Origin of the sequence: Sphingobacterium sp. UBA3549 (assembly GCF_002376635.1) — a bacterium.
GTDB lineage: Bacteria > Bacteroidota > Bacteroidia > Sphingobacteriales > Sphingobacteriaceae > Sphingobacterium.
In genome coordinates this window covers 181582-199799 of record NZ_DFOE01000018.1, presented here as the reverse complement: position 1 = coordinate 199799, position 18218 = coordinate 181582, and the positions used below count along the sequence as shown (strand labels likewise).

Below are 18218 nucleotides of genomic sequence, written 5' to 3'. Positions count from 1 at the left end.
ACAGTTTACTTTACACCCTCAAAAGATGGCCAACACTCATATAAAAATGTTTCATACAGAGTTTCATGTTATCAACTCTGTATGAAAAAAACAATGACTAATCAACGTTGTTACCTAGCATTAGTAACCTTTCGTTAGATTGATCTAAAATATTTAAAATTGTCGCCGAATCCTCTTTATTGAGCCAAATGTAAGAGCGGTCATCATATTGATCTAACTGCAAATAGAATTTCCAATCTCCGGGCATAGAATAACATCCAGCCTTAAATCCAGTTCTACTGACAAAACCTACTTCAGTATAGTGTTCAGGAAATGAATTAAAAACGACCGTTCTCATAATATTAATGGATTTTATAAGTCCTTCTAGTTCATCCTTATCCAATGAGCCTAGCTTGGTTTCCATCTGATCTAAATAACTATCGTAGTATTCGTATTCAAAACGAATCGCCTGTTCCTTATTTTCATTAATTAAATCCTTGTACTGCACGACTTGGATCTTTACAGATTTGACTTCTCCAATGGGAAGAAACTGTTTGCTCATTAGAGTTCCCGATTTCCTTGAGAAACTCTCGGCATTGCCGTGTTGTCGTTCTTGTTGCATGTTGTTAGTTTTTTAAAGTTTATATTTTCCTAGCATTGGACGAGCTGACTTACCGAACGCTGATATTCAGTAAAAGCATTTGCAAATGCCTCGGTTGCTTCATAATTACTGAACTCATATTCTTCATTAACCCCAGTGGCAGTTCTTAATTTAATTTCGCCATAGCGTACTACAGGTATTTGATAATTACCGGTAAACCTTTTATCCCTGCTCCCATCTTTATTAACCTTAGCCCAGGTCATATCAATAGTCTTTGAATCTGCTGGAACACCCTGCGTCTCTGTAAATCTTACCGCATGTTGTTGTAAGCTAATTTCGTCCAAACCGATAATGGCAAACTCTTTGGATCTGCTGTACATAACGATAAAACTTGGATAGATGTAGAGATCTGCCCCATTCGCATTCTGGAAATATAATGCCTTTATATCGGATTTAAATTCAGGGATCGTCTTCAATCCAAATCGAACATCGGTTCTGCTTACAACGGTACTGGCTGACGATCGTGTAATGGTACGATCCTCATAATGAGCACTTGTCACGTCCCATATTTTCTGACTTTTCGCCAAGTTGATAAAACTTGAGACCAAGACATCATACTTTTGTTTTAACTCAAGGTCAAAATCAACTTGTAAATCAACATAAGAGGCTTCTATTTGCTCGTTTGTCTGCTTGATAGCTTCTTCCTGCGCATTCAGATCTTCTTTCATCCGTGCTGGTATTGATTTATTGATCAATCCATAAAGCAAAAGGTAGCTCATTAGTTTTTTGTTCTTTGTGGATTTGATCGCTGCATTAATTTCAACAAGATCTTTCTCCAATGATAGACGTTGCTCTCTCGCGAGTAAAATTGCCTCTTTTATGCCCGCCATATCCTGGCTCGTGATCTCATGGATGTCGGCGCTAAAAATATTACCTCGATTTTGTGCTTCGGTCGGAGCTACATATGGCAGTGTCGCAGGTGGAGTATCCAGCACTACGGGAGAAGAAGATGGTGAGCCGTTCCCATTTACTTTCTGCCTATTGTAAATTCCCAATGCCGGTATTCCTGTGTTTAAATAAGTACCATTGGTACCGAATGTCATATTTGCTCCTTTTACACCTATTGATGTAGAGATACCGCTCTTACTAAAGTTGAGATGTACCCCGGGGACGATCTTCACTCTTCTTCTAAAAGTCCAAGCCATTGTTTTGTATTTAAGATGTTTATAATTAATAATTCGAAACAAATTTATAGCCCGTATTGAGTCTTTTTTTACGGTTTCCCATAAAGGAAACTTCACCTCGATTCGGGTGATACATCGTTTTAAAAAATCCGTTTCAGCATTACGGGAACCCGTAACACCGACAGGGTTTTCCTGATTAAATTTGGACGACAATCAATATTTATGAACATTATGGAAAACGATCTACGACTCAAACTGGAGCAGCTACATCAACGTGTAGGTAATCTTAAGGATCAAATAAGTACCGAAGAGGCAACCAAAAATGCCTTTGTCATGCCCTTTATTCAGATTTTGGGTTATGATATCTTCAACCCCACCGAAGTTATCCCTGAATTTATCTGTGATATTGGTACCAAAAAGGGAGAAAAGGTAGACTATGTCATTAAAAAAGATAACGAGCCGATTTTGATCATCGAATGTAAGCACTGGAAAGAAACAGCAGATGCGCATAACTCACAATTGCATCGTTATTTTCATGTTTCAAAAGCAAGATTTGGGGTATTGACCAATGGTCATATCTATAACTTTTACGCTGATCTGGAGAAGCCAAATATCATGGATGAAAAACCTTTTTTCACCTTAGACCTCTCCAATCTCAAAGATTCCAATATCAAGATCTTGGAGAAATTCACGAAAAATGGATACCATCTCGAAGGCATATTAGATTCCGCAGAGGGATTAAAATACATTAAAGCTATTCGTAAGGAATTTGAAAAAGAACTACAAGGTCCATCGGACGAACTTGTCAAATTATTGGTGAGCAGATTTTTCGAAAAACCGCTTATTGCCTCAAGAATGGCAGCGTTTAAAGAATATACCCAAAAGGCACTTTCATCATCGATCAATGAATCCATAAATTCAAGACTGAAGACAGCACTAAACATCAATGATGCCATTCCGCCAAAAGCTGCTCCAGATCTTGAACCCATAGACGAGAACGTTGGAAACGAGAATAAAATCATTACAACAGAGGAAGAAATCGAAGGTTCACAAATCGTCAAAGCAATTTTGCGGGAGCATATCCCCTCTTCGCGCATCGCCTTCCGGGATACACAATCCTACTTCGGTATATTGCTCGATGATAATAATCGGAAGCCGCTAGCCCGTCTACATTTCAATTCGACGAATAAATATCTAGAGGTATTTTCAGAAGGAAAAGACAAGGGAGTCAAAAAGCTCTTAACCTCTCTGGACGAGATCTATAATTATCGGCAGGAAATTGCGGATGCATTAAAAAACTATGAATAAAATAGAGTTCATTTATTGCAATAATCTGGAAATCGCTTAAGGAAAGGATTCTTAAGCGATTTTTTCCTATAAACTTAGCTAATTCATTTTTCGCGCCGAAAAAACATTCTATATGATGAACAGAAGATATGTAAGTGGGTTGATATCGCCTAGCAAAAAGATATTTAAGGATATCTTCCACGGATCAAGCAGCCAAAAAGACACAAAGACATTCTCCTGGTGGAAAATGCTGTTATCCAGTGGTATTATGCTATCCGCTTTCGCGCTTGCTAATAACCTGTTAACGGGATTGATCTTGGCCGCTACATCGACACTTTTTATTCCCGCGACTGAATCAGGCTGGGAAAACCTGCTTCGCGTCAAACTAGTTCCCAAAGTAAAACTCTTGATTACTGGACTACTAATAATCTTTTCAATTCCGGTTAGCATCGCGAGCCATCACTTTCAGCTGCAAAAAGAACAGGACAGAGCATTACTAGCACAGGCTGAAAAACAAGAGAAAGAGCTGGAGGCAAAAAATGAAGCCATCCGAAAAGACAGTCTTCATCATTACTTGAAAATGCTGGATGCTCCAATAAAAGATATCGATAAATCCCTTCGTTTAATTGATCAAGCAAACACTTTTGCAAAGTTTAGCGATGAAGTAGATCAGCTGACAAATAAGCGAAATAAGTTGAGATCGACGCAAATAGACCTATTAATCAAACATGGTAAGTATAGCGATGCCTTAGGCAAATTGGATGACTTATTAGCACAAGATAAAAATGTTGACCATTACTATCGGCGCGCGGTATGCTACCAAAAGCTAAGGCAGCCACGAGAAGCTGTCAACGATCTCACTATAGCGATAGAGCTTGGGTCGAGCGCAGCGCAAAGATTATATAACACAATCAATCCCTTAAGAAAGAGAATTATCGGCTACGTGACAAGATGCTGTGACGGCACCACATCTAACGCACGGGGCCGGGGAGCCTGTTCCTGGCATGGCGGTGTATGTAACTGGAATGATCCCATATATCAAGAATACAGACAATATGAATAAGGAAATATTTGAAAAGAAACCGCTCATCAAGAAAAGTCTTTTACAACGTTGGTTCAAACAAGAGCCAGATGAGAATTGTGTGATTGAAATCAATAACCTCTTTGCAAATAAACCAATAGAATCGGTCCGCATCCATGACATGGAGCTGATCGTATCAAAGTATGGTACCGCCGTATACAAAAGCTTCGGCTTGAATATGGAGGAATTTTATATCACCTATATCCATGAATGTTGTAAAAATGGGATCATCAGTGAATTAGAGCTGAATAATATAAGGCATTTACAGTCTTTGTTACTCATCGACAACAGCACTGCAACGTATTACCGTCGAAAATTAGGCATTGATGTGATTGATAGTGTATATATCAAACTGCTTAAGGATCAGGTGCTGGATGATACTGATTTCCTTCATTTTAATAAATTGGTCCAATTCTTTGAGATTACTGACACGATTCTAAATGAGATTAAAGACAAACGAAACACGCAATTTACGGACGCTTTATTCAGACCATTTATTTCAAAAAAACGGATATCATTTAATGAAATGACAGAACTAAAAACTTCATTAAAAAAACGTCAGATCGATTTGTCTAAATCCACAAGGAAAATGCTCAATAAATACTTTTCATACTGGCAACTGGAAATGGAATCCCTTAAAAGGTGGGGAACAAATCAAGAAATCGTGAAGAATGAAATATGCCTATACGAGGAGAATGACATTAAATGGTTTGAATTACGCTCTGAGAAAGGATATTCGAGCTATAAATTGATCAAGCGCGGTTCAATCGTGATGACCAACAAAAAATTATACTTTTTTTCTACCGATGGCGTTTCGAAACTCACCTATGGCCAAATTTCCAATATCCAAATTTTGCCCGATCATGTACTGATCAAAAAACACAAGGGTAAAGAACCAAAACTTATATCAAAAAAGGATCAAGTCATCTTTGAAATTATGATGAAGAAGATATGGCGGGCATATCTAAGCCAGAACTGGCCGACCTAGTTGTTTAGGATAAAAAAACAATAGATTGAGGGTGGAGGAGATAGGATATAATTTAAAAGCCTGTCCAATAGGAAAACAGGCGTTTAAATTATATCTTCAGCCGGAGCGTATTAATCCAAGTTAGGTACAGCATCTGAATTCCAAAGTCCTAATCGATTTAATCTTGCATGGTTTTGTCCTTCTACAAACTGTGAAGCATACCTTACATTGGGTGGTACTGTCATCAATAAAGCATAGCCATTCTTGATCATTTTCTCGTTGATAAAAACATCATTAAGATAAGCATATGCCAATGTCCTACCGTAACGATCAAGTGAATCCACATCATATTCCAATCGAATATTCTTATCGAGAATCAAACTGTCTAGATACCTTTTGGAGACGATTCCAAATGGATGTTTCTTTTTATGGAAGGCGTTTCTATCCTCAGGTGCGTCTATACCGATCAGCCTAATTTTTACTTTATTCCCCTGACGGTTCCTAACCCAAAATGTGTCGCCGTCTACAACTTTGTAAACCCTGACTTCCTCAATATACGGAAGGTTAGTTTTCTCAAAAAAACCTACTGATCTAAAAGTGTGTTCAGCATTTGAACAGCTCATCAAAAACACGATCAGAAAAAACAGGGCAATTACGCCCAGTTTGATCATTATATTTACCCATTTTTTCATGTTGCCTATAGTGTTTTAAGAAACTGTTCAAACTCTTGATAAAACTCCTGCTTGGTGTTGACTGCCTGAACAACTTTGACATTTGGGGATCCGCTATCTTTCAGCCATTTTTCCCAAACAACCTTAATGATCTGAAAATCTGTCGGCTGTTCCTTTGCAACACCATATTTATCCAAGGATCGATCAACAAGCTCGGCAATAAATATATTGACATCTTTTAAGTTAAAATCTGTCTTATTGAGCGCATAGGCAGAATCAGCTTTAATAAATGCAGCTAGATCAGATTTTCTACTTGCTTTAAAGTCCTGGCGGATCTTAGCAATTAATGCAGGGTCTAAGCGATAGCCCTTTCCCTTATTGGCATTCTCAAGGTAACCATCCGTCAAAAGCAAAACGACATTGTTATTTTTTTTGTCAACAAGTATATTGTTACCACTTTGTATGCGCTTGGGAGAGGCATCTATCAAAGAGGATTTAACAGTTTCATTAAAGTAATTCCAGACATCGGCGCCCGTCTGATTTTTTAAGGAATAATCATATACCCGTTTCACTTCGTCCGAAAACTGCTGTTCGTCAGATTTCAATCCTTGGCGAATGTATTTGACCCGATCCATTTGGTTGTTTTCAAATCGACTAAAATCAATGGTCATTTTCTTAGGCTCAAATGATGCACCGTTCAATATCCCTCGGTTGATAAAGTCAATTTTATAAATATCGGCTTGCCCTGAACGACGTGTATTCAAGCTCAGCAGATCACTGCTATGGCCAATTAAACTGCTGATCAGAACCGTATCATGGATCGGTTTGGGATAAAGCGCCATATTGATCCGGTTGGAGAGATCTGGAGCAATAATAATATTATAGTCTTTGAGCGTCACTCGATTATTGGGCAGCTCCTCCTCTTTGGAGGAACCGTCATTCATACAAGCAACAAAAAATGGTAAGATGGCTAATGGCAAGATGTTAGTTACTTTCATTGGTTGATGGATTAGTTGTTAAAAGCTGTAAGGTCTTCTAAAAGTTCATGTTTGATATCAGATTGCAATCCTAGATTCGACAGCCATGCCTCACATTCCCCAACGGCTTCACGGGTTTTATTTTCGGCTTTTAGGATCGCATATACTTCATACAAATATTTGCTCCATCCTTCCATATAGATATTGACCCTATTTTCCATCTCGGCTTTGGAAATAGGCAACTTATCATTGTCAATCTGGCTCTTATAAATCTGTCCGATATTGCTGATGCGCTCTTTGAAGGTCAATAATTGATGCTGTAAGCTTCCTACTCGCTCGTTCTGTTGAATGGGCAGCTGCTGCACCTGCGTTATCTTCTCTTCTTTGTTGACCTGCAATGCAAAGAGTTCGGACTGCAATGCATCATTCTCAAGCTGGATTTTGTTGATCTGTTCTTGGTATTCTTCGATTTCAGCCTGATGGCTCTGTACAATATGTTTGGTTTTCTGTTGTTGGAAGGACAGATTACGCTCGTTGATCTGAGCCAATAATTTTTCAAAGAAGAAACCAAATAGAAAAACGCCCAAAGCTCCGAGGATAAATACAAGCCAAAAATTACTGTCTCTGAATACAGTTGACAAGGTAAGATGCTGGTCTGTCTGATTGGTCAACAGATCGATATCATTGATGTTTTTTGACACCTTAAAAGCAATAAAAATATCGACAATGACGATGAGAATAATTCCCAAGTTGTCAATAAAGCCACCTTTAATTTTCTGCCAAATACTCTTATTGGATGTTTCTACTTTTTCTTTTGAATCAAATAGGTCTTTAAACACTTTATACATCCCTAATGCCAAGGGAATGGCGACAAAAAGAAAAAGGAATAGTATACCACCCAATCCCTTCTGCCCTATTTTGGAGATCGCATGTGGATTGAATACTTCAGGTGATTCAATATTGGCAGCTCCCATCAAAATCATTTTATTGATATCTTCTTTCGAAAAAACAAAGATATAGGCTACCGAAGAATAGAATACAAAGATATAGAGGGCAAGCAGCAAGGTGGTTGCTATCAGTATGGCCATCACAGGTTTATTGATACTGGGTTTTACAAACTCCACTTCGAGCTCCCTAATCTTTTGCTTTAGCGCTACGATCTTACTTTCTAAAAATGGTATCTTGGTATTATTGTTGGAGCTGATCAGCAGACGCTTCTCTTCAATTTTTGTTGTCAAGATGTTGATATCCGAATCCAGGTTCTGCTGATCGAAGGCTGTATTGGTTTTGATCTTTTCGACTTCCTGTTCGGTCTTAAATTCCATATTGGTCGTACTCACCTTTTGCTGTTCATCAATACGGACTTTCAAGCGATCCTTCTTCTCGGCAATTACTTCAATTTCATTAATAAAATTAGAGTAAAGACTGTCCATCGCCTGGTGAAGTATCTGATGATCCCCATTGTTTTCTTTGGCCCGATTATACCCGCTCTGTTTGACTAAATCTTTATCAAAAGCGCCGACCTCCGAAGCTATAATATTATCCAGCACGTCTTTAAACTCTTTTAAGGACTGCTGCTGAAAATTGAGATCACTGCTCGATGATACCTTGTATCTCGAGGTTTGATTTTCTAATTTCGTCTGCATGGGTATTTCAATTTTGTCAGATGCAATAATATCTTCTAAAGATTCACCATTATTGATTCGTATGGCCCTGTTGCGGATTCCATGAAAAGTTTCTGTAAGTTCCGAAATGGTCTTCGGGTAATTGGTCACGATGACGCTAACATGGTTGTTACTTTTGGAGTTGTTGCTCCAATTATAGGATCCTGTTATGGCTACGCTCTGATCGATCACGCAGAACTTTTGATTCATAATTCCCCAGCCGACGTTCTTGACCTTGGTTACATCAGCCCCCTGCTTTTCTAAAAGTGAAAAATCCAGCTTTTCATTATCGGGCTGATCGGAGATAATAATAGAAACTTTAACGTGACGATCAAGGCATCCCTGAACTGTGGCAAACAATTCATTATCGGTAAACCAGGCCATTGCTATCAGAACTTCGGATCGAGCTTTAGAAAGTTCTTGCCTAACACGTTCGTAGATGACTCTGCTATCGGAGAGTGTATCTTGGATCAATTGATCTGTGTTCATAGTGTTTTTCAGTTAAATACGGTTAATTGACTTTTCTGCTATTTGTTGCTTTATCGATTCAAAACTATCAAAAACCGTAACCGCGATTCTACGGTTTCCCGTAAAGACTGAACTTAGGGCCGATTAGATTTCGACAGGCACTCTACTTAACAAAAAAATAAATGGTATTAAGGGTCATTGTATCCTAAATTGTGTAGTTTTGGATAAATTACAGCCAAAACGTATTTCTTATCCATATGAATTCAAATCTTCCAATAAATCGATCCATATCTTGGCCAGCTTACTTCATTATATTTGCCATAAGTGCAGGTTTTACATTTGGTTTTGACTATATCTTTCAAACAAATGATATTTTCTACCCCATTATTATTATTTCCACCCTGGCAATTGTTCTTCGTATGGGTATCCCTAGAAGTCATCGAAAAGGTATCAAAGCTGTCAAAGAAAACGACTATTCAACGGCTATCACTTATTTCAAGGAGAGTGTTGATTATTTCACAAGAAACGAATGGATTGACCGATATCGTATGATAACGATATTAAGTGCTTCAAAAATGAGCTATCGGGAAATGGGACTTTGCAATATTGCATTCTGTTATTCGCAGACTGGGCAAGCCGAAAAAGCAAAAGCGCTCTACGAAGACATTTTGGAAGAATATCCGGATAATGGAATTGCTTATTATGCGCTAAACTCCATCAATACGTTTTCAAATCAAGCTAATTAAAAATGGGGCATTTAGCTCTGGATCCACCCTAAGTCTGAACGTTACAAATGATTATAAAAACAAATAAGGGCTATCGGTGGATAGCCCTTTCTCTTCATTTAATTGGTTAAAATATGGCACTAAATATCTTGAATGCATTAGATATCTTTTTCAGCAAATAATCCTACCTCATTATTTACCTTGCTTTCACAAAAGTAGCACGATAGCTCCAAGAACCTTTACGGAAAACCGTAATCCGATATCAAAGATTATTATATAAAACCTAATTCTTTACAATACGCAACAAGCTGTTCGTTTTTAGTATATCCAAGTACATCCTTCATGAGGTTGAGCCGTTTCTCGATACTACTCAGACTCGACGGACGGATATCACGTTGCTGCAAATAATTTGGCATCTCTTTTTGCGACACACCTTCGTACAAGAGTTTAATAATATGCAGGTCAAACTGGGTAAATTCATGCGAGTTCTGCTCCTGAATAAATTTTTTACTGTCGAGCGATTGGTACGTTCGGTTCTGATCAACGGCTTGCAATGCCTCGCGCAGATGCTGGCCATCGCGCCGTGCTTTGCGGACAAGGCCGTCGATCTCATTGTTCTTGAACATATCATTGATCAGGGACGAACGATCCTTGGCCGTTAAGACAATAACCTTGATATCTGGCTGTACAAGCTTGACAGCTTTGATCAGTGAGAGCCCATCTTTTATTTCCTGCGGACTATCATCATCTTCAAATTCGATATCCGTAATCAAAAGATCATAAGGTTCACCATCACGGATGGCATTTTTGATCCAGGTCAATGCATGGTCGCAATAATAAACGTATTTGGTATTGTGAATACCAAGGTCGTGCAGGGTTTTCTGCACTGAAATGTTAGCTATCTCGTGGTCTTCGGCAATGAGTACTTTCTTAAACATACATTATTGTCTTTTTATAAGGGGATAATGGTCGTGATATTGAGTCCTTTTCCCGGTTCATTCACAAAGGTAATTTTACCACCAAGGCTTTCAATACGGGAAACCGTATTCGCTAGTCCTTTTCCTTTAGATTTTTCTTCAGGGATTCCAGCACCATTATCCTTATAGAATATGTTAAGCTGTTGGTCTGTTATGTCAAAACGTACGACGACCTGTTCGGCCTGACTATGTTTCTTCATATTGACCATCAGCTCCTGAAGCACATGTTTGACTTCATCTTTAATGCGTTTGTTAATATCGTCCCATTGTTCGGCATCATTTCCTGCGATTAATACCTTCCGATGGTCAGCGGCAAAGGATTTGAGTAAGCTTGCCAGTTGTTCGTTATAAGGTATCTCGGTGATAGTTTGCTGTTCGACATCGTGGGAGATATCGCGCGACTGATGGTACATATTTTCCAGTTTATCGAGTACACCATCGCGATCCACTTCATCACCATGTTCGATTTCCGACATCACCCGGTAGATACCATTGGCCACGACATCGTGGATCTTCTTGGAAAGATGAAGCTGCGTCTCTTTGACGCGGTTCTGTGCTTCGAGTACAAGACGTTGCTTGCGCCGCTTGTACCAAAGGGTTCCTCCACCTGCAACCAAAACAAGCAAGAAAATACTCGCACCGGTGATCACTCGTTGTCGTATAAGACGGTTCTGCTTTTCGGCGTTTTCTTTTTCTAGCCGCAGATTATCGGCTTTATTTTTTTCGACTTCATAGCGGATCAGGGCGAACTGGTTTTTGGCGGCAGAGCGGGCTTGCTGGATGCTGTCATTGAGTGCCAAATAGGTAGACAAATGTCGTTGAGAATTGGATGAATTGGATTGAATTAGGCCCCTTAATGCATTCAACTGATCATCTGCACTTCCAATTGCTTTTGCTACATCGTATTGTTTGTTCAAATAATAGATCGAAGAATCAGCACTTTTTTTTTCATAATATTGGGCTAGACTTGCGTAACTAGAATTTTGGCCCCAGAGATCTTTTTCTTTGAGACGTATATTTAGTGCCTTTTGGTATAATGGGACAGGATTATAGGAGGAATCGGCCATCCACCTAGTCTTAGCCAAATTGTTTAAGAACTTAGCATATTCAGTGGTACCATTTGCAACTTTGGATAGGATTGAATTTAACAGTGTAGTTGACTCCGGGTAGCGCTTTGCATTTCGCAAACAAACTGCCAAGTTATTTTTATAGATTAAAGTAGCGCTTGAGTCAATCGAAAATTTGATTGCTTGTTGATAATATGTAATGGCTTGATCATAATGCTTTAATTCATCCGTTGCGTTACCAATTGTATTGTATAGATACCCTAATAACTTACTTTCATTCACATCTTTAGGATCTAAATATTTTACTGCTTCCAAAGAAGTCTCTTGCGCTCCAAAAAAATCACCGACATCATATAGATTAATTCCCATATTAATTAGGCAACGAGCGACATTTAGGCTATCATTGTTTAATAAATATTGCTCTTTTGCTTTCTCAAAATAAAAAAATGAACTATCAGATTTTCCCGTTTTCAATGATGACATCGCCCATTCATAATATAAATTCTTAGGTTGTTTTAACGTCTTTCCCCTTTTCTGGTTACAAGACATTAAAATACCAATTAGGAAAAATAGAAGGATAGGTAATTTATACACGGCCAAATTTTTAATCGAATTTATTGATTTTTGACCAAGATAACAACAGTTAAATTTTCACAAAAAAAGGAGTAGGTGGTTTACCTACTCCTTAAACATATTATGGATTTGGCGGTCTTACATTACCTTTATCTCCTCCATCTCCAGGATCTGTAGGAGGCTGATCAGTATCTGCCGTTTGTACTGTTGGAGTTCCAGTGCTTGGTTGTGAATTAGACGGTTGACCAATTCCAAATAATAGATATAACAAAAAGCTTATCATCGCTCAAAAAATTTAAAAAGTTGAAAAAATGAGTAGGCCCCGTGCACCATGCACGGGATTGCTACAAATGTTTTCAGAAGGCCTTCTGAATTTTTTGGGAAGTAAGAGTGTCAATCGCGGGAGGCAGAAGCTGCTTCCCAAACCGGCTAAAGACTACCGCGAGATCTTCTCATTGTGAAATCAGATTAGTATCTTAGTTTATATTTTAATCGATTTATCATCTGACTTCGAGAACAAAGTTATAGCCGTTAAAAGCCTTTTTATCAAACGCTTCCAATGCTTCACAACATTTCATGATGTTTCATAATGTTTCAAAAGCCCGGGCGGTCTTCCAAATTTTTCCGAATGGTCAAGATGATATTTTAACCTTATCAGGGGTACGGTTTCCCGTATTTTCATTACTGAATGGATATTAATTTTGGAATCATGTTTGAGAATTTTCAAAAAGCTGTAAGAGACAGCTACCTAGATTTAAAGAAAAACAGACAGCTTGATTTCTCCCGCGAATGGCCTTCAGCAGGAGACCTTAAGAATTGGTCTATACAATGTTTCGAGAAAGGGCTCTCTGAAGCGGATGAAATTGTATTTACTGATTATTTCAGAGAAAAAGATGAAAAGAAACTACAAAAGCAACTAGGTAAGTCACTCAGGGAAATAGTTAAAGATTCGGATACGGATAAATTCAGGGCTTTAAGAAATTTTATCATTGGAGATACAAAACGCAGCCCAGATAGAGACGTCGTAAAATTTCTCGCTGTACTAATTAATTTTCAACCGCGACCCTACAACTTTAATTATGGGAACGAAGTCCAAACAGATGGTGCAGCACCAGTTGATGATACGGTCATTCACGATAATACTTTTCCACCCTCTAACCAAGACAACGAAGATGAATTAGTTTACGACAAAAATTCGGACCACTTAGGAATTGACGTCAATGATATAAATGAGCTAGCCTCTGACATACCACTCGATCATCCGCAAGGACCTCTATGTCCTGAAGAAACTTGTAGCGTGACTATTTTCGAACATAAACCCAATATCATTCCAACAAAATCAGAAGATCAAATCGACATTAATTCAAGTGAGAGTAAAAATGAAAACGGTGAAAATTCAGAAACAAGAAAAATTCGACCTGTAAGTGATATAATTAATTCGGATGAGATAATTTTAGATAACAGCAATAAAGGAAATGAGAGTCAACAAAATGATCCCCGACCATTTTTCAAAAAAAACAAACTTGTATTGAGGTTTTCAGGTGTAGCACTTTTGATATTGGCAATATTGACTACCGTACATTTTCTGACGCCTGAAGAGTGCATGTGCTGGAATGGAGAAAAATATATTGAGGTAGATTGTCAGAGTAAGACACAGCCTTATCAAGTGATAGGCTTAGATAAAAACAAACTCGAGGGATTTGTGAAAATAACGAGACCAGATACCCTAGGTCCCAAGGATGTAGGAAGAGTATGGTATTCAAAAATCAATCATGAGGTAGAATTTTTTACTGGACCGGGTTATCATCCCACGGAATTCGGACGTTCCCTAAAAGCGGCCACCATGCGGATTTTAGATAGCTACGCAGGAGCAAACGCCAAAGGCGATCAAAACAAGAAATATGGTATTATGCAAAAACAATAATCTTTTGTTGTTCAAATGCAAATTACCAAACGTAAAAAAAGCCAGATCTCGCGACCTAGCCTTTAAACTAAACTTAAACATATGATTCACTAATGGTTTGCCTTTTATCGCCGGCAAACCATCAGTTGTAAAATTCTATTTATACGAATTGATCGATTTGGATACTCTCCAGTCATTACCCACACGCTCCAAGGTAATAAGATCCGTCTTGGTGAAATTCTCAAATTTTAGAGTCACTTTAGCTACCATATAGTCTGCCGATTCCTCGATGATGTCGGTGCTTACTGTACAGTTTAGCTTTTCGCCTTTTTGTTTTTTCAACGATTTAACCACTTCGCTACGGCTGTTAGACTGCGCATTGGTAGCTTGGATCTTTTGATTAAAATCTTCGGCGAATAACTGCTCTACTCCTGCTGATTCTCCTTCAGTCGTTACCGCAACATAGTGATCCAGTGCCATGTCTGCAATGGAAAGGTTAACGTTTGTTTTTGTTGCTTTGGCTCCAGGTCCTTCAGCTGACATAGCGAAAGTTGATACTGCGATTAAAGCTGCTGCTGCGAATGTTTTTACTAGCGTTTTCATAATGTCTTTATTTTATTGTGTTAGTATTTTTGTTCTTATTTGTTGACTCAAAACTACTACACAATACGCTCCTAGCCTATGGTCTTTAGACCAACGATCAGAAAAACTCGGTGAGTGGTGGGAATGAGAGGTAAACTGAGTTGCATTTCAGAATAATTTTGTTCATCTTCATCCTCCCAACAATTCGACTTCGAAGCTGAATGATTGGACTTTATTACGCATTAAAAAAAAGAAAATGGTCACATATCTAGATTCTGGAAACATATTCAATTTACCTGATGTAAAAAATTATGCTCATGGTTGTAATTGCACTGGAGCAATGGGGAAAGGAATCGCTTTACAATTCAAAGAAAAATATAATCAAATGTATTTGGAATATAAAAAGCGTTGTAAAGATGGTGACTTCTCTCTTGGGGATGTTTTTTCTTACGATTATGGTGAAGGCACTGTTTTCAATCTTGGCACTCAAAAGACCTGGAAAACCAAGGCAGAGCTTAAAGCAATTGAAGATTCTCTTCTCAAAATGCTTGTATATGCCCGCCAAAATGGCATTGAGAAAATAGCCCTCCCCAAAATTGGGGCTGGGTTGGGTGGTTTAGTTTGGGACGATGTAAAAGCTACTATTAACAGGGTTGCCAAAGATTATGATGATATTGATCTTATCGTTGTAGAAAATTATAGAAATATTTAAAAAAAATAATTGACAATTAGTAGTAAGTAGACAAAACTAAAAAAGCCACATCTCCCGACGTGGCTCTACAACATATATATATTTGAAATCGCTCTTATTTATACGAATTAATTGATTTGGATACTTTCCAGTCATTCCCCAAACGCTCCAAGGTAACGAGATCAGTTTTGGTGAAGTTTTCAAATTTCAAAGTTACTTTAGCGACCATATAATCTGCCGATTCCTCGATGATATCAGTGCTTACTATACAGTTTAACTTCTCTTCTTTTTGCTTTTTCAATAGTTTAACTACCGCACTACGGCTGTTAGACTGCGAATTGGAAGCTTGGATCTTTTGATTGAAATCTTCGGCGAATAACTGCTCTACTCCTGCTGATTCTCCTTCAGTCGTTACCGCCACATAATGCTCTAAAGCGAAGTCTGCTGTAGAAAGATTAACGTTTGCTTTTGTTACTTTTGCTCCAGGTCCTTCAGCTGCCATAGCGAAAGTAGATACTGCGATTAAAGCTGCTGCTGTGAATGTTTTTACTAGAGTTTTCATAATGTCTTTATTTTATATTGTTATTTTTTAGTTCTTATTTGTTGACTCAAAACTACAACACAATAGGCCCCTAGCCTACGGGCTTTAGACCAACGATCGGGAAAACCCGGTGAATGGCGGAAATGGGGAGGTGATTACACCGACGATATATAGTAAACAAATAACAATCTAAATATCACTATTATCAGCTTGTTCAAATAATTCGTGTAACTTTTGTTGAAGTAGCTTTTTATCCGGTAATTGTGTTTTATATTCCGCTACTACTGTTGGTGAAAGACTGCGGCTCAAAGCATATTCAACCACCTCACTATCTTTATCTTTACATAATAGAACACCAATACTTGCGTTCTCATTGGACCGCTTAACGTCTCGGTCAAGAGCCTCTAGATAAAAATTCAACTGACCAAGATGCTCGGGCTTAAATTTATCTACTTTTAATTCAAATGCCACTGAGCACTGTAATCCTCTATGAAAAAAAGTAGATCAATATAAAAGTCAGAGTTTCCCACTTGTACTTTATATTCTTGGTCAATAAATAGGAAATCTCGCCCTAGCTCAAGAATAAAATCTTTCATCTGACGAAGCAGCCCTTTTTGAAGATCTCCTTCATTATAGGATTCTGGTAAATTTAAAAAGTCAAAAACGTAGCTATCTTTAAACGCTTTATTAATGTCTACTTCAAATTCTCTCGGCAGTGACGAGAGTTTTACATTTCCAATATGAAAAACCTTTCAATTCAGGTTCGTGCTGTTTAATGAAAAAAGCCAATTCTTTGACGACCGACTGTCCCCATTCAGAAGTTTCGATCCGCGCGCTAATATACTTTCCAATACGCCAATATAAAGTCATTAATTCCATATTAACTACCTTAATAGATTCATATTGAGACTCTTTAATAAGCTGAATAATTTCTTCAAAACGCTGATCCATGTACAAAGGTTTATTTCTCAATTATAAAATTCTAAAAAAATTAGCAATCAAAAGAAAATCTTATTATCAGAAAAAACACCACATCAATCGATGTGGTGTCATAACATGATATATTGATTTGAAATCGCTCTTATTTATACGAATTGATCGATTTGGATACTTTCCAGTCATTGCCCACACGCTCAAAAGTAACCAGATCCGTCTTGGTGAAGTTTTCAAATTTCAACGTTACTTTAGCGACCATATAGTCCGCTGATTCTTCAAGGATATCGGTGTTTACTGCACAGTTCAACTTCTCTCCTTTTTGCTTTTTCAATAGTTTAACTACCGCACTACGGCTGTTAGACTGTGCATTGGTAGCTTGGATTTTTTGATTGAAATCAGCGGCGAATAATTGCTCTACGCCTGATGATTCTCCTTCAGTCGTTACCGTAACATAGTGATCCAAAGCCAAGTCTGCTGTGGAAAGGTTAACGTTTGTTTTTGTTGCTTTTGCTCCTGGTCCTTCAGCTGCCATAGCGAAAGTTGATACTGCGATTAGAGCTGCTGCGGCGAATGTTTTTACTAGAGTTTTCATAATGTCCTTACTTTATTGTATTAGTTTATCTGTTCTTATTTGTTGACTCAAAACTACAACACAATAGGCCCCTAGCCTATCGGCTTTAGACCAACGATCGGGAAAACTCGGTGAATGGCGGGAATGGGGAGATTAACGGACATCTCTAGCCAAGTTTCCTTTTTTAAATTTGCTACACAGGGTTTATTTGCGTAAACTGGTATAAGAAAGATTAATAGAGAAAAGTTACCAATTCGAAAGATCATGGAATCAATCTTTAAGAAACTAATGTACTGCTTGATGCTTTTAGAAGTATCATTAATATTTTTTCGCTGTATAAATGGAGGTGCTGATTTTTTTACTAGAGGGCTTTCAATTATGCTAATATTCCAAATAGCAATACTTGTGATGACATTATCAAAACAAAAAAAGAGCAGTTCACACACTAAAACTGCTTAAGGTTCGATATATTCTTGATAACTCTTCTTGATGTGCAGGATCATATCATAGTCGGACATGTATTTCGCTGTATCAATATTCGGACGGTACAACTGTATAAAAGTTTGGAGAGAATCCCCTGTAAGGCCCGTCAAACTTTGAACCATACGTTTTGAAAAGGTATTATCAAGATACCGCTCTTCTTCTTCCTTTATTAATTTCTGTTGGAGCTTGGATTGAGGGTTACGTTTTTTTCCCAATAGAGAAATAACAGAGAGCAAATCAACACTTATCAGCGAGGCGGTACTATTACTTGCTTGATTAGGATGTCGCGG

The 18218-nt window shown here is 38.1% G+C and carries 18 protein-coding genes and 2 pseudogenes; 6 read left to right on the top strand and 14 right to left on the bottom strand.

Features of this window, described 5'->3' with window-relative positions:
• Positions 1 to 97 precede the first annotated feature (97 nt).
• Positions 98 to 601, bottom strand: coding sequence for a hypothetical protein (locus tag B2W36_RS10940; RefSeq protein WP_293887750.1), 504 nt, complete (start codon positions 599 to 601; stop codon positions 98 to 100).
• Between the two features lie 29 nt (positions 602 to 630).
• Positions 631 to 1785: a DUF4236 domain-containing protein gene (locus B2W36_RS10935; protein WP_293887749.1), complete on the bottom strand. Its 1155-nt coding sequence runs from the start codon at positions 1783 to 1785 to the stop codon at positions 631 to 633.
• A gap of 210 nt (positions 1786 to 1995) precedes the next feature.
• Between B2W36_RS10935 and B2W36_RS10930 the strand changes: the two genes are divergently transcribed.
• The 3 genes from B2W36_RS10930 to B2W36_RS10920 all read left to right on the top strand — a co-directional run bounded on the left by B2W36_RS10930 (position 1996) and on the right by B2W36_RS10920 (position 5120).
• A complete protein-coding gene (locus B2W36_RS10930) occupies positions 1996 to 3072 on the top strand; it encodes a type I restriction endonuclease (protein WP_293887748.1) in 1077 nt (358 codons plus the stop codon).
• Positions 3073 to 3184: 112 nt separating this feature from the next.
• Positions 3185 to 4114: a tetratricopeptide repeat protein gene (locus B2W36_RS10925; protein ID WP_293887747.1), complete on the top strand. Its 930-nt coding sequence runs from the start codon at positions 3185 to 3187 to the stop codon at positions 4112 to 4114.
• Positions 4107 to 5120 carry a hypothetical protein gene (locus B2W36_RS10920; RefSeq protein ID WP_293887746.1) on the top strand — a complete coding sequence of 338 codons (1014 nt, stop codon included), beginning with the start codon at positions 4107 to 4109 and terminating at the stop codon, positions 5118 to 5120. Before B2W36_RS10925 ends, B2W36_RS10920 begins: the two co-directional genes overlap by 8 nt.
• 110 nt (positions 5121 to 5230) lie before the next feature.
• Here B2W36_RS10920 and B2W36_RS10915 read toward each other — a convergent pair whose 3' ends face one another.
• Genes B2W36_RS10915 through B2W36_RS10905 form a run of 3 tightly spaced genes read right to left on the bottom strand, consistent with a single transcriptional unit; the run spans position 5231 to position 8900 of the window.
• Positions 5231 to 5791, bottom strand: coding sequence for a thermonuclease family protein (locus B2W36_RS10915; protein ID WP_293887745.1), 561 nt, complete (start codon positions 5789 to 5791; stop codon positions 5231 to 5233).
• A 5-nt stretch (positions 5792 to 5796) separates the two neighbouring features.
• The gene (locus B2W36_RS10910; protein ID WP_293887744.1) at positions 5797 to 6768 is read right to left on the bottom strand and encodes a hypothetical protein; all 972 of its coding nucleotides are present in this window, start codon (positions 6766 to 6768) and stop codon (positions 5797 to 5799) included.
• 11 nt (positions 6769 to 6779) lie between these two features.
• Positions 6780 to 8900 (bottom strand): phospholipase D-like domain-containing protein, encoded by a 2121-nt coding sequence (locus tag B2W36_RS10905; RefSeq protein WP_293887743.1) that lies wholly within the window; start codon positions 8898 to 8900, stop codon positions 6780 to 6782.
• Between the two features lie 236 nt (positions 8901 to 9136).
• Here B2W36_RS10905 and B2W36_RS10900 point away from each other — a divergent pair, with 236 nt between their 5' ends.
• Positions 9137 to 9625: a tetratricopeptide repeat protein gene (locus B2W36_RS10900; protein WP_293887742.1), complete on the top strand. Its 489-nt coding sequence runs from the start codon at positions 9137 to 9139 to the stop codon at positions 9623 to 9625.
• A 251-nt stretch (positions 9626 to 9876) separates the two neighbouring features.
• On the opposite strand, the gene B2W36_RS10895 is transcribed toward B2W36_RS10900, so the two are convergent.
• From B2W36_RS10895 to B2W36_RS10885, 3 genes are all read right to left on the bottom strand, one after another.
• On the bottom strand, positions 9877 to 10542 hold the full coding sequence (locus B2W36_RS10895) for a response regulator (protein WP_293887741.1): 666 nt from the start codon (positions 10540 to 10542) through the stop codon (positions 9877 to 9879).
• Between the two features lie 14 nt (positions 10543 to 10556).
• Positions 10557 to 12017 carry a tetratricopeptide repeat-containing sensor histidine kinase gene (locus tag B2W36_RS10890; protein WP_293887740.1) on the bottom strand — a complete coding sequence of 487 codons (1461 nt, stop codon included), beginning with the start codon at positions 12015 to 12017 and terminating at the stop codon, positions 10557 to 10559.
• A gap of 325 nt (positions 12018 to 12342) precedes the next feature.
• Positions 12343 to 12504, bottom strand: a complete 162-nt coding sequence (locus tag B2W36_RS10885) for a hypothetical protein (protein WP_293887739.1) — start codon at positions 12502 to 12504, stop codon at positions 12343 to 12345.
• A gap of 426 nt (positions 12505 to 12930) precedes the next feature.
• Here B2W36_RS10885 and B2W36_RS10880 point away from each other — a divergent pair, with 426 nt between their 5' ends.
• Complete coding sequence (locus B2W36_RS10880; RefSeq protein ID WP_293887738.1) at positions 12931 to 14145, top strand: hypothetical protein; 1215 nt, start codon at positions 12931 to 12933, stop codon at positions 14143 to 14145.
• A gap of 135 nt (positions 14146 to 14280) precedes the next feature.
• Here the strand turns inward: B2W36_RS10880 and B2W36_RS10875 are convergent, their stop codons facing one another.
• Entirely contained in the window at positions 14281 to 14727 is a 447-nt protein-coding gene (locus B2W36_RS10875; RefSeq protein WP_293887737.1) for a nuclear transport factor 2 family protein, read from the bottom strand.
• 235 nt (positions 14728 to 14962) lie between these two features.
• On the opposite strand from B2W36_RS10875, the gene B2W36_RS10870 reads away from it, so the two are divergent.
• Positions 14963 to 15418 carry a macro domain-containing protein gene (locus tag B2W36_RS10870; protein ID WP_293887736.1) on the top strand — a complete coding sequence of 152 codons (456 nt, stop codon included), beginning with the start codon at positions 14963 to 14965 and terminating at the stop codon, positions 15416 to 15418.
• Between the two features lie 94 nt (positions 15419 to 15512).
• Here the strand turns inward: B2W36_RS10870 and B2W36_RS10865 are convergent, their stop codons facing one another.
• From B2W36_RS10865 to B2W36_RS10845, 5 genes and pseudogenes are all read right to left on the bottom strand, one after another.
• Complete coding sequence (locus tag B2W36_RS10865; protein WP_293887735.1) at positions 15513 to 15959, bottom strand: nuclear transport factor 2 family protein; 447 nt, start codon at positions 15957 to 15959, stop codon at positions 15513 to 15515.
• A gap of 168 nt (positions 15960 to 16127) precedes the next feature.
• Positions 16128 to 16630, bottom strand: a pseudogene (locus tag B2W36_RS10860) (PDDEXK nuclease domain-containing protein).
• Positions 16631 to 16637: 7 nt separating this feature from the next.
• Complete coding sequence (locus B2W36_RS10855; protein WP_293887734.1) at positions 16638 to 16910, bottom strand: DUF1016 N-terminal domain-containing protein; 273 nt, start codon at positions 16908 to 16910, stop codon at positions 16638 to 16640.
• A 109-nt stretch (positions 16911 to 17019) separates the two neighbouring features.
• Positions 17020 to 17466: a hypothetical protein gene (locus B2W36_RS10850; protein WP_293887733.1), complete on the bottom strand. Its 447-nt coding sequence runs from the start codon at positions 17464 to 17466 to the stop codon at positions 17020 to 17022.
• A gap of 434 nt (positions 17467 to 17900) precedes the next feature.
• Positions 17901 to 18218, bottom strand: a pseudogene (locus tag B2W36_RS10845) (hypothetical protein); the annotation flags it as partial.

Coding starts and splice junctions, on each gene's coding strand:
- B2W36_RS10900 (WP_293887742.1), top strand. CDS start 9,137: ATGAATTCAAATCTTCCAATAAATCGATCCATATCTTGGCCAGCTTAC.
- B2W36_RS10940 (WP_293887750.1), bottom strand. CDS start 601: ATGCAACAAGAACGACAACACGGCAATGCCGAGAGTTTCTCAAGGAAA.
- B2W36_RS10880 (WP_293887738.1), top strand. CDS start 12,931: ATGTTTGAGAATTTTCAAAAAGCTGTAAGAGACAGCTACCTAGATTTA.
- B2W36_RS10895 (WP_293887741.1), bottom strand. CDS start 10,542: ATGTTTAAGAAAGTACTCATTGCCGAAGACCACGAGATAGCTAACATT.
- B2W36_RS10930 (WP_293887748.1), top strand. CDS start 1,996: ATGGAAAACGATCTACGACTCAAACTGGAGCAGCTACATCAACGTGTA.
- B2W36_RS10850 (WP_293887733.1), bottom strand. CDS start 17,466: ATGAAAACTCTAGTAAAAACATTCGCCGCAGCAGCTCTAATCGCAGTA.
- B2W36_RS10920 (WP_293887746.1), top strand. CDS start 4,107: ATGAATAAGGAAATATTTGAAAAGAAACCGCTCATCAAGAAAAGTCTT.
- B2W36_RS10910 (WP_293887744.1), bottom strand. CDS start 6,768: ATGAAAGTAACTAACATCTTGCCATTAGCCATCTTACCATTTTTTGTT.
- B2W36_RS10925 (WP_293887747.1), top strand. CDS start 3,185: ATGATGAACAGAAGATATGTAAGTGGGTTGATATCGCCTAGCAAAAAG.
- B2W36_RS10915 (WP_293887745.1), bottom strand. CDS start 5,791: ATGAAAAAATGGGTAAATATAATGATCAAACTGGGCGTAATTGCCCTG.
- B2W36_RS10905 (WP_293887743.1), bottom strand. CDS start 8,900: ATGAACACAGATCAATTGATCCAAGATACACTCTCCGATAGCAGAGTC.
- B2W36_RS10875 (WP_293887737.1), bottom strand. CDS start 14,727: ATGAAAACGCTAGTAAAAACATTCGCAGCAGCAGCTTTAATCGCAGTA.
- B2W36_RS10935 (WP_293887749.1), bottom strand. CDS start 1,785: ATGGCTTGGACTTTTAGAAGAAGAGTGAAGATCGTCCCCGGGGTACAT.
- B2W36_RS10870 (WP_293887736.1), top strand. CDS start 14,963: ATGGTCACATATCTAGATTCTGGAAACATATTCAATTTACCTGATGTA.
- B2W36_RS10885 (WP_293887739.1), bottom strand. CDS start 12,504: ATGATAAGCTTTTTGTTATATCTATTATTTGGAATTGGTCAACCGTCT.
- B2W36_RS10865 (WP_293887735.1), bottom strand. CDS start 15,959: ATGAAAACTCTAGTAAAAACATTCACAGCAGCAGCTTTAATCGCAGTA.
- B2W36_RS10890 (WP_293887740.1), bottom strand. CDS start 12,017: ATGGGAATTAATCTATATGATGTCGGTGATTTTTTTGGAGCGCAAGAG.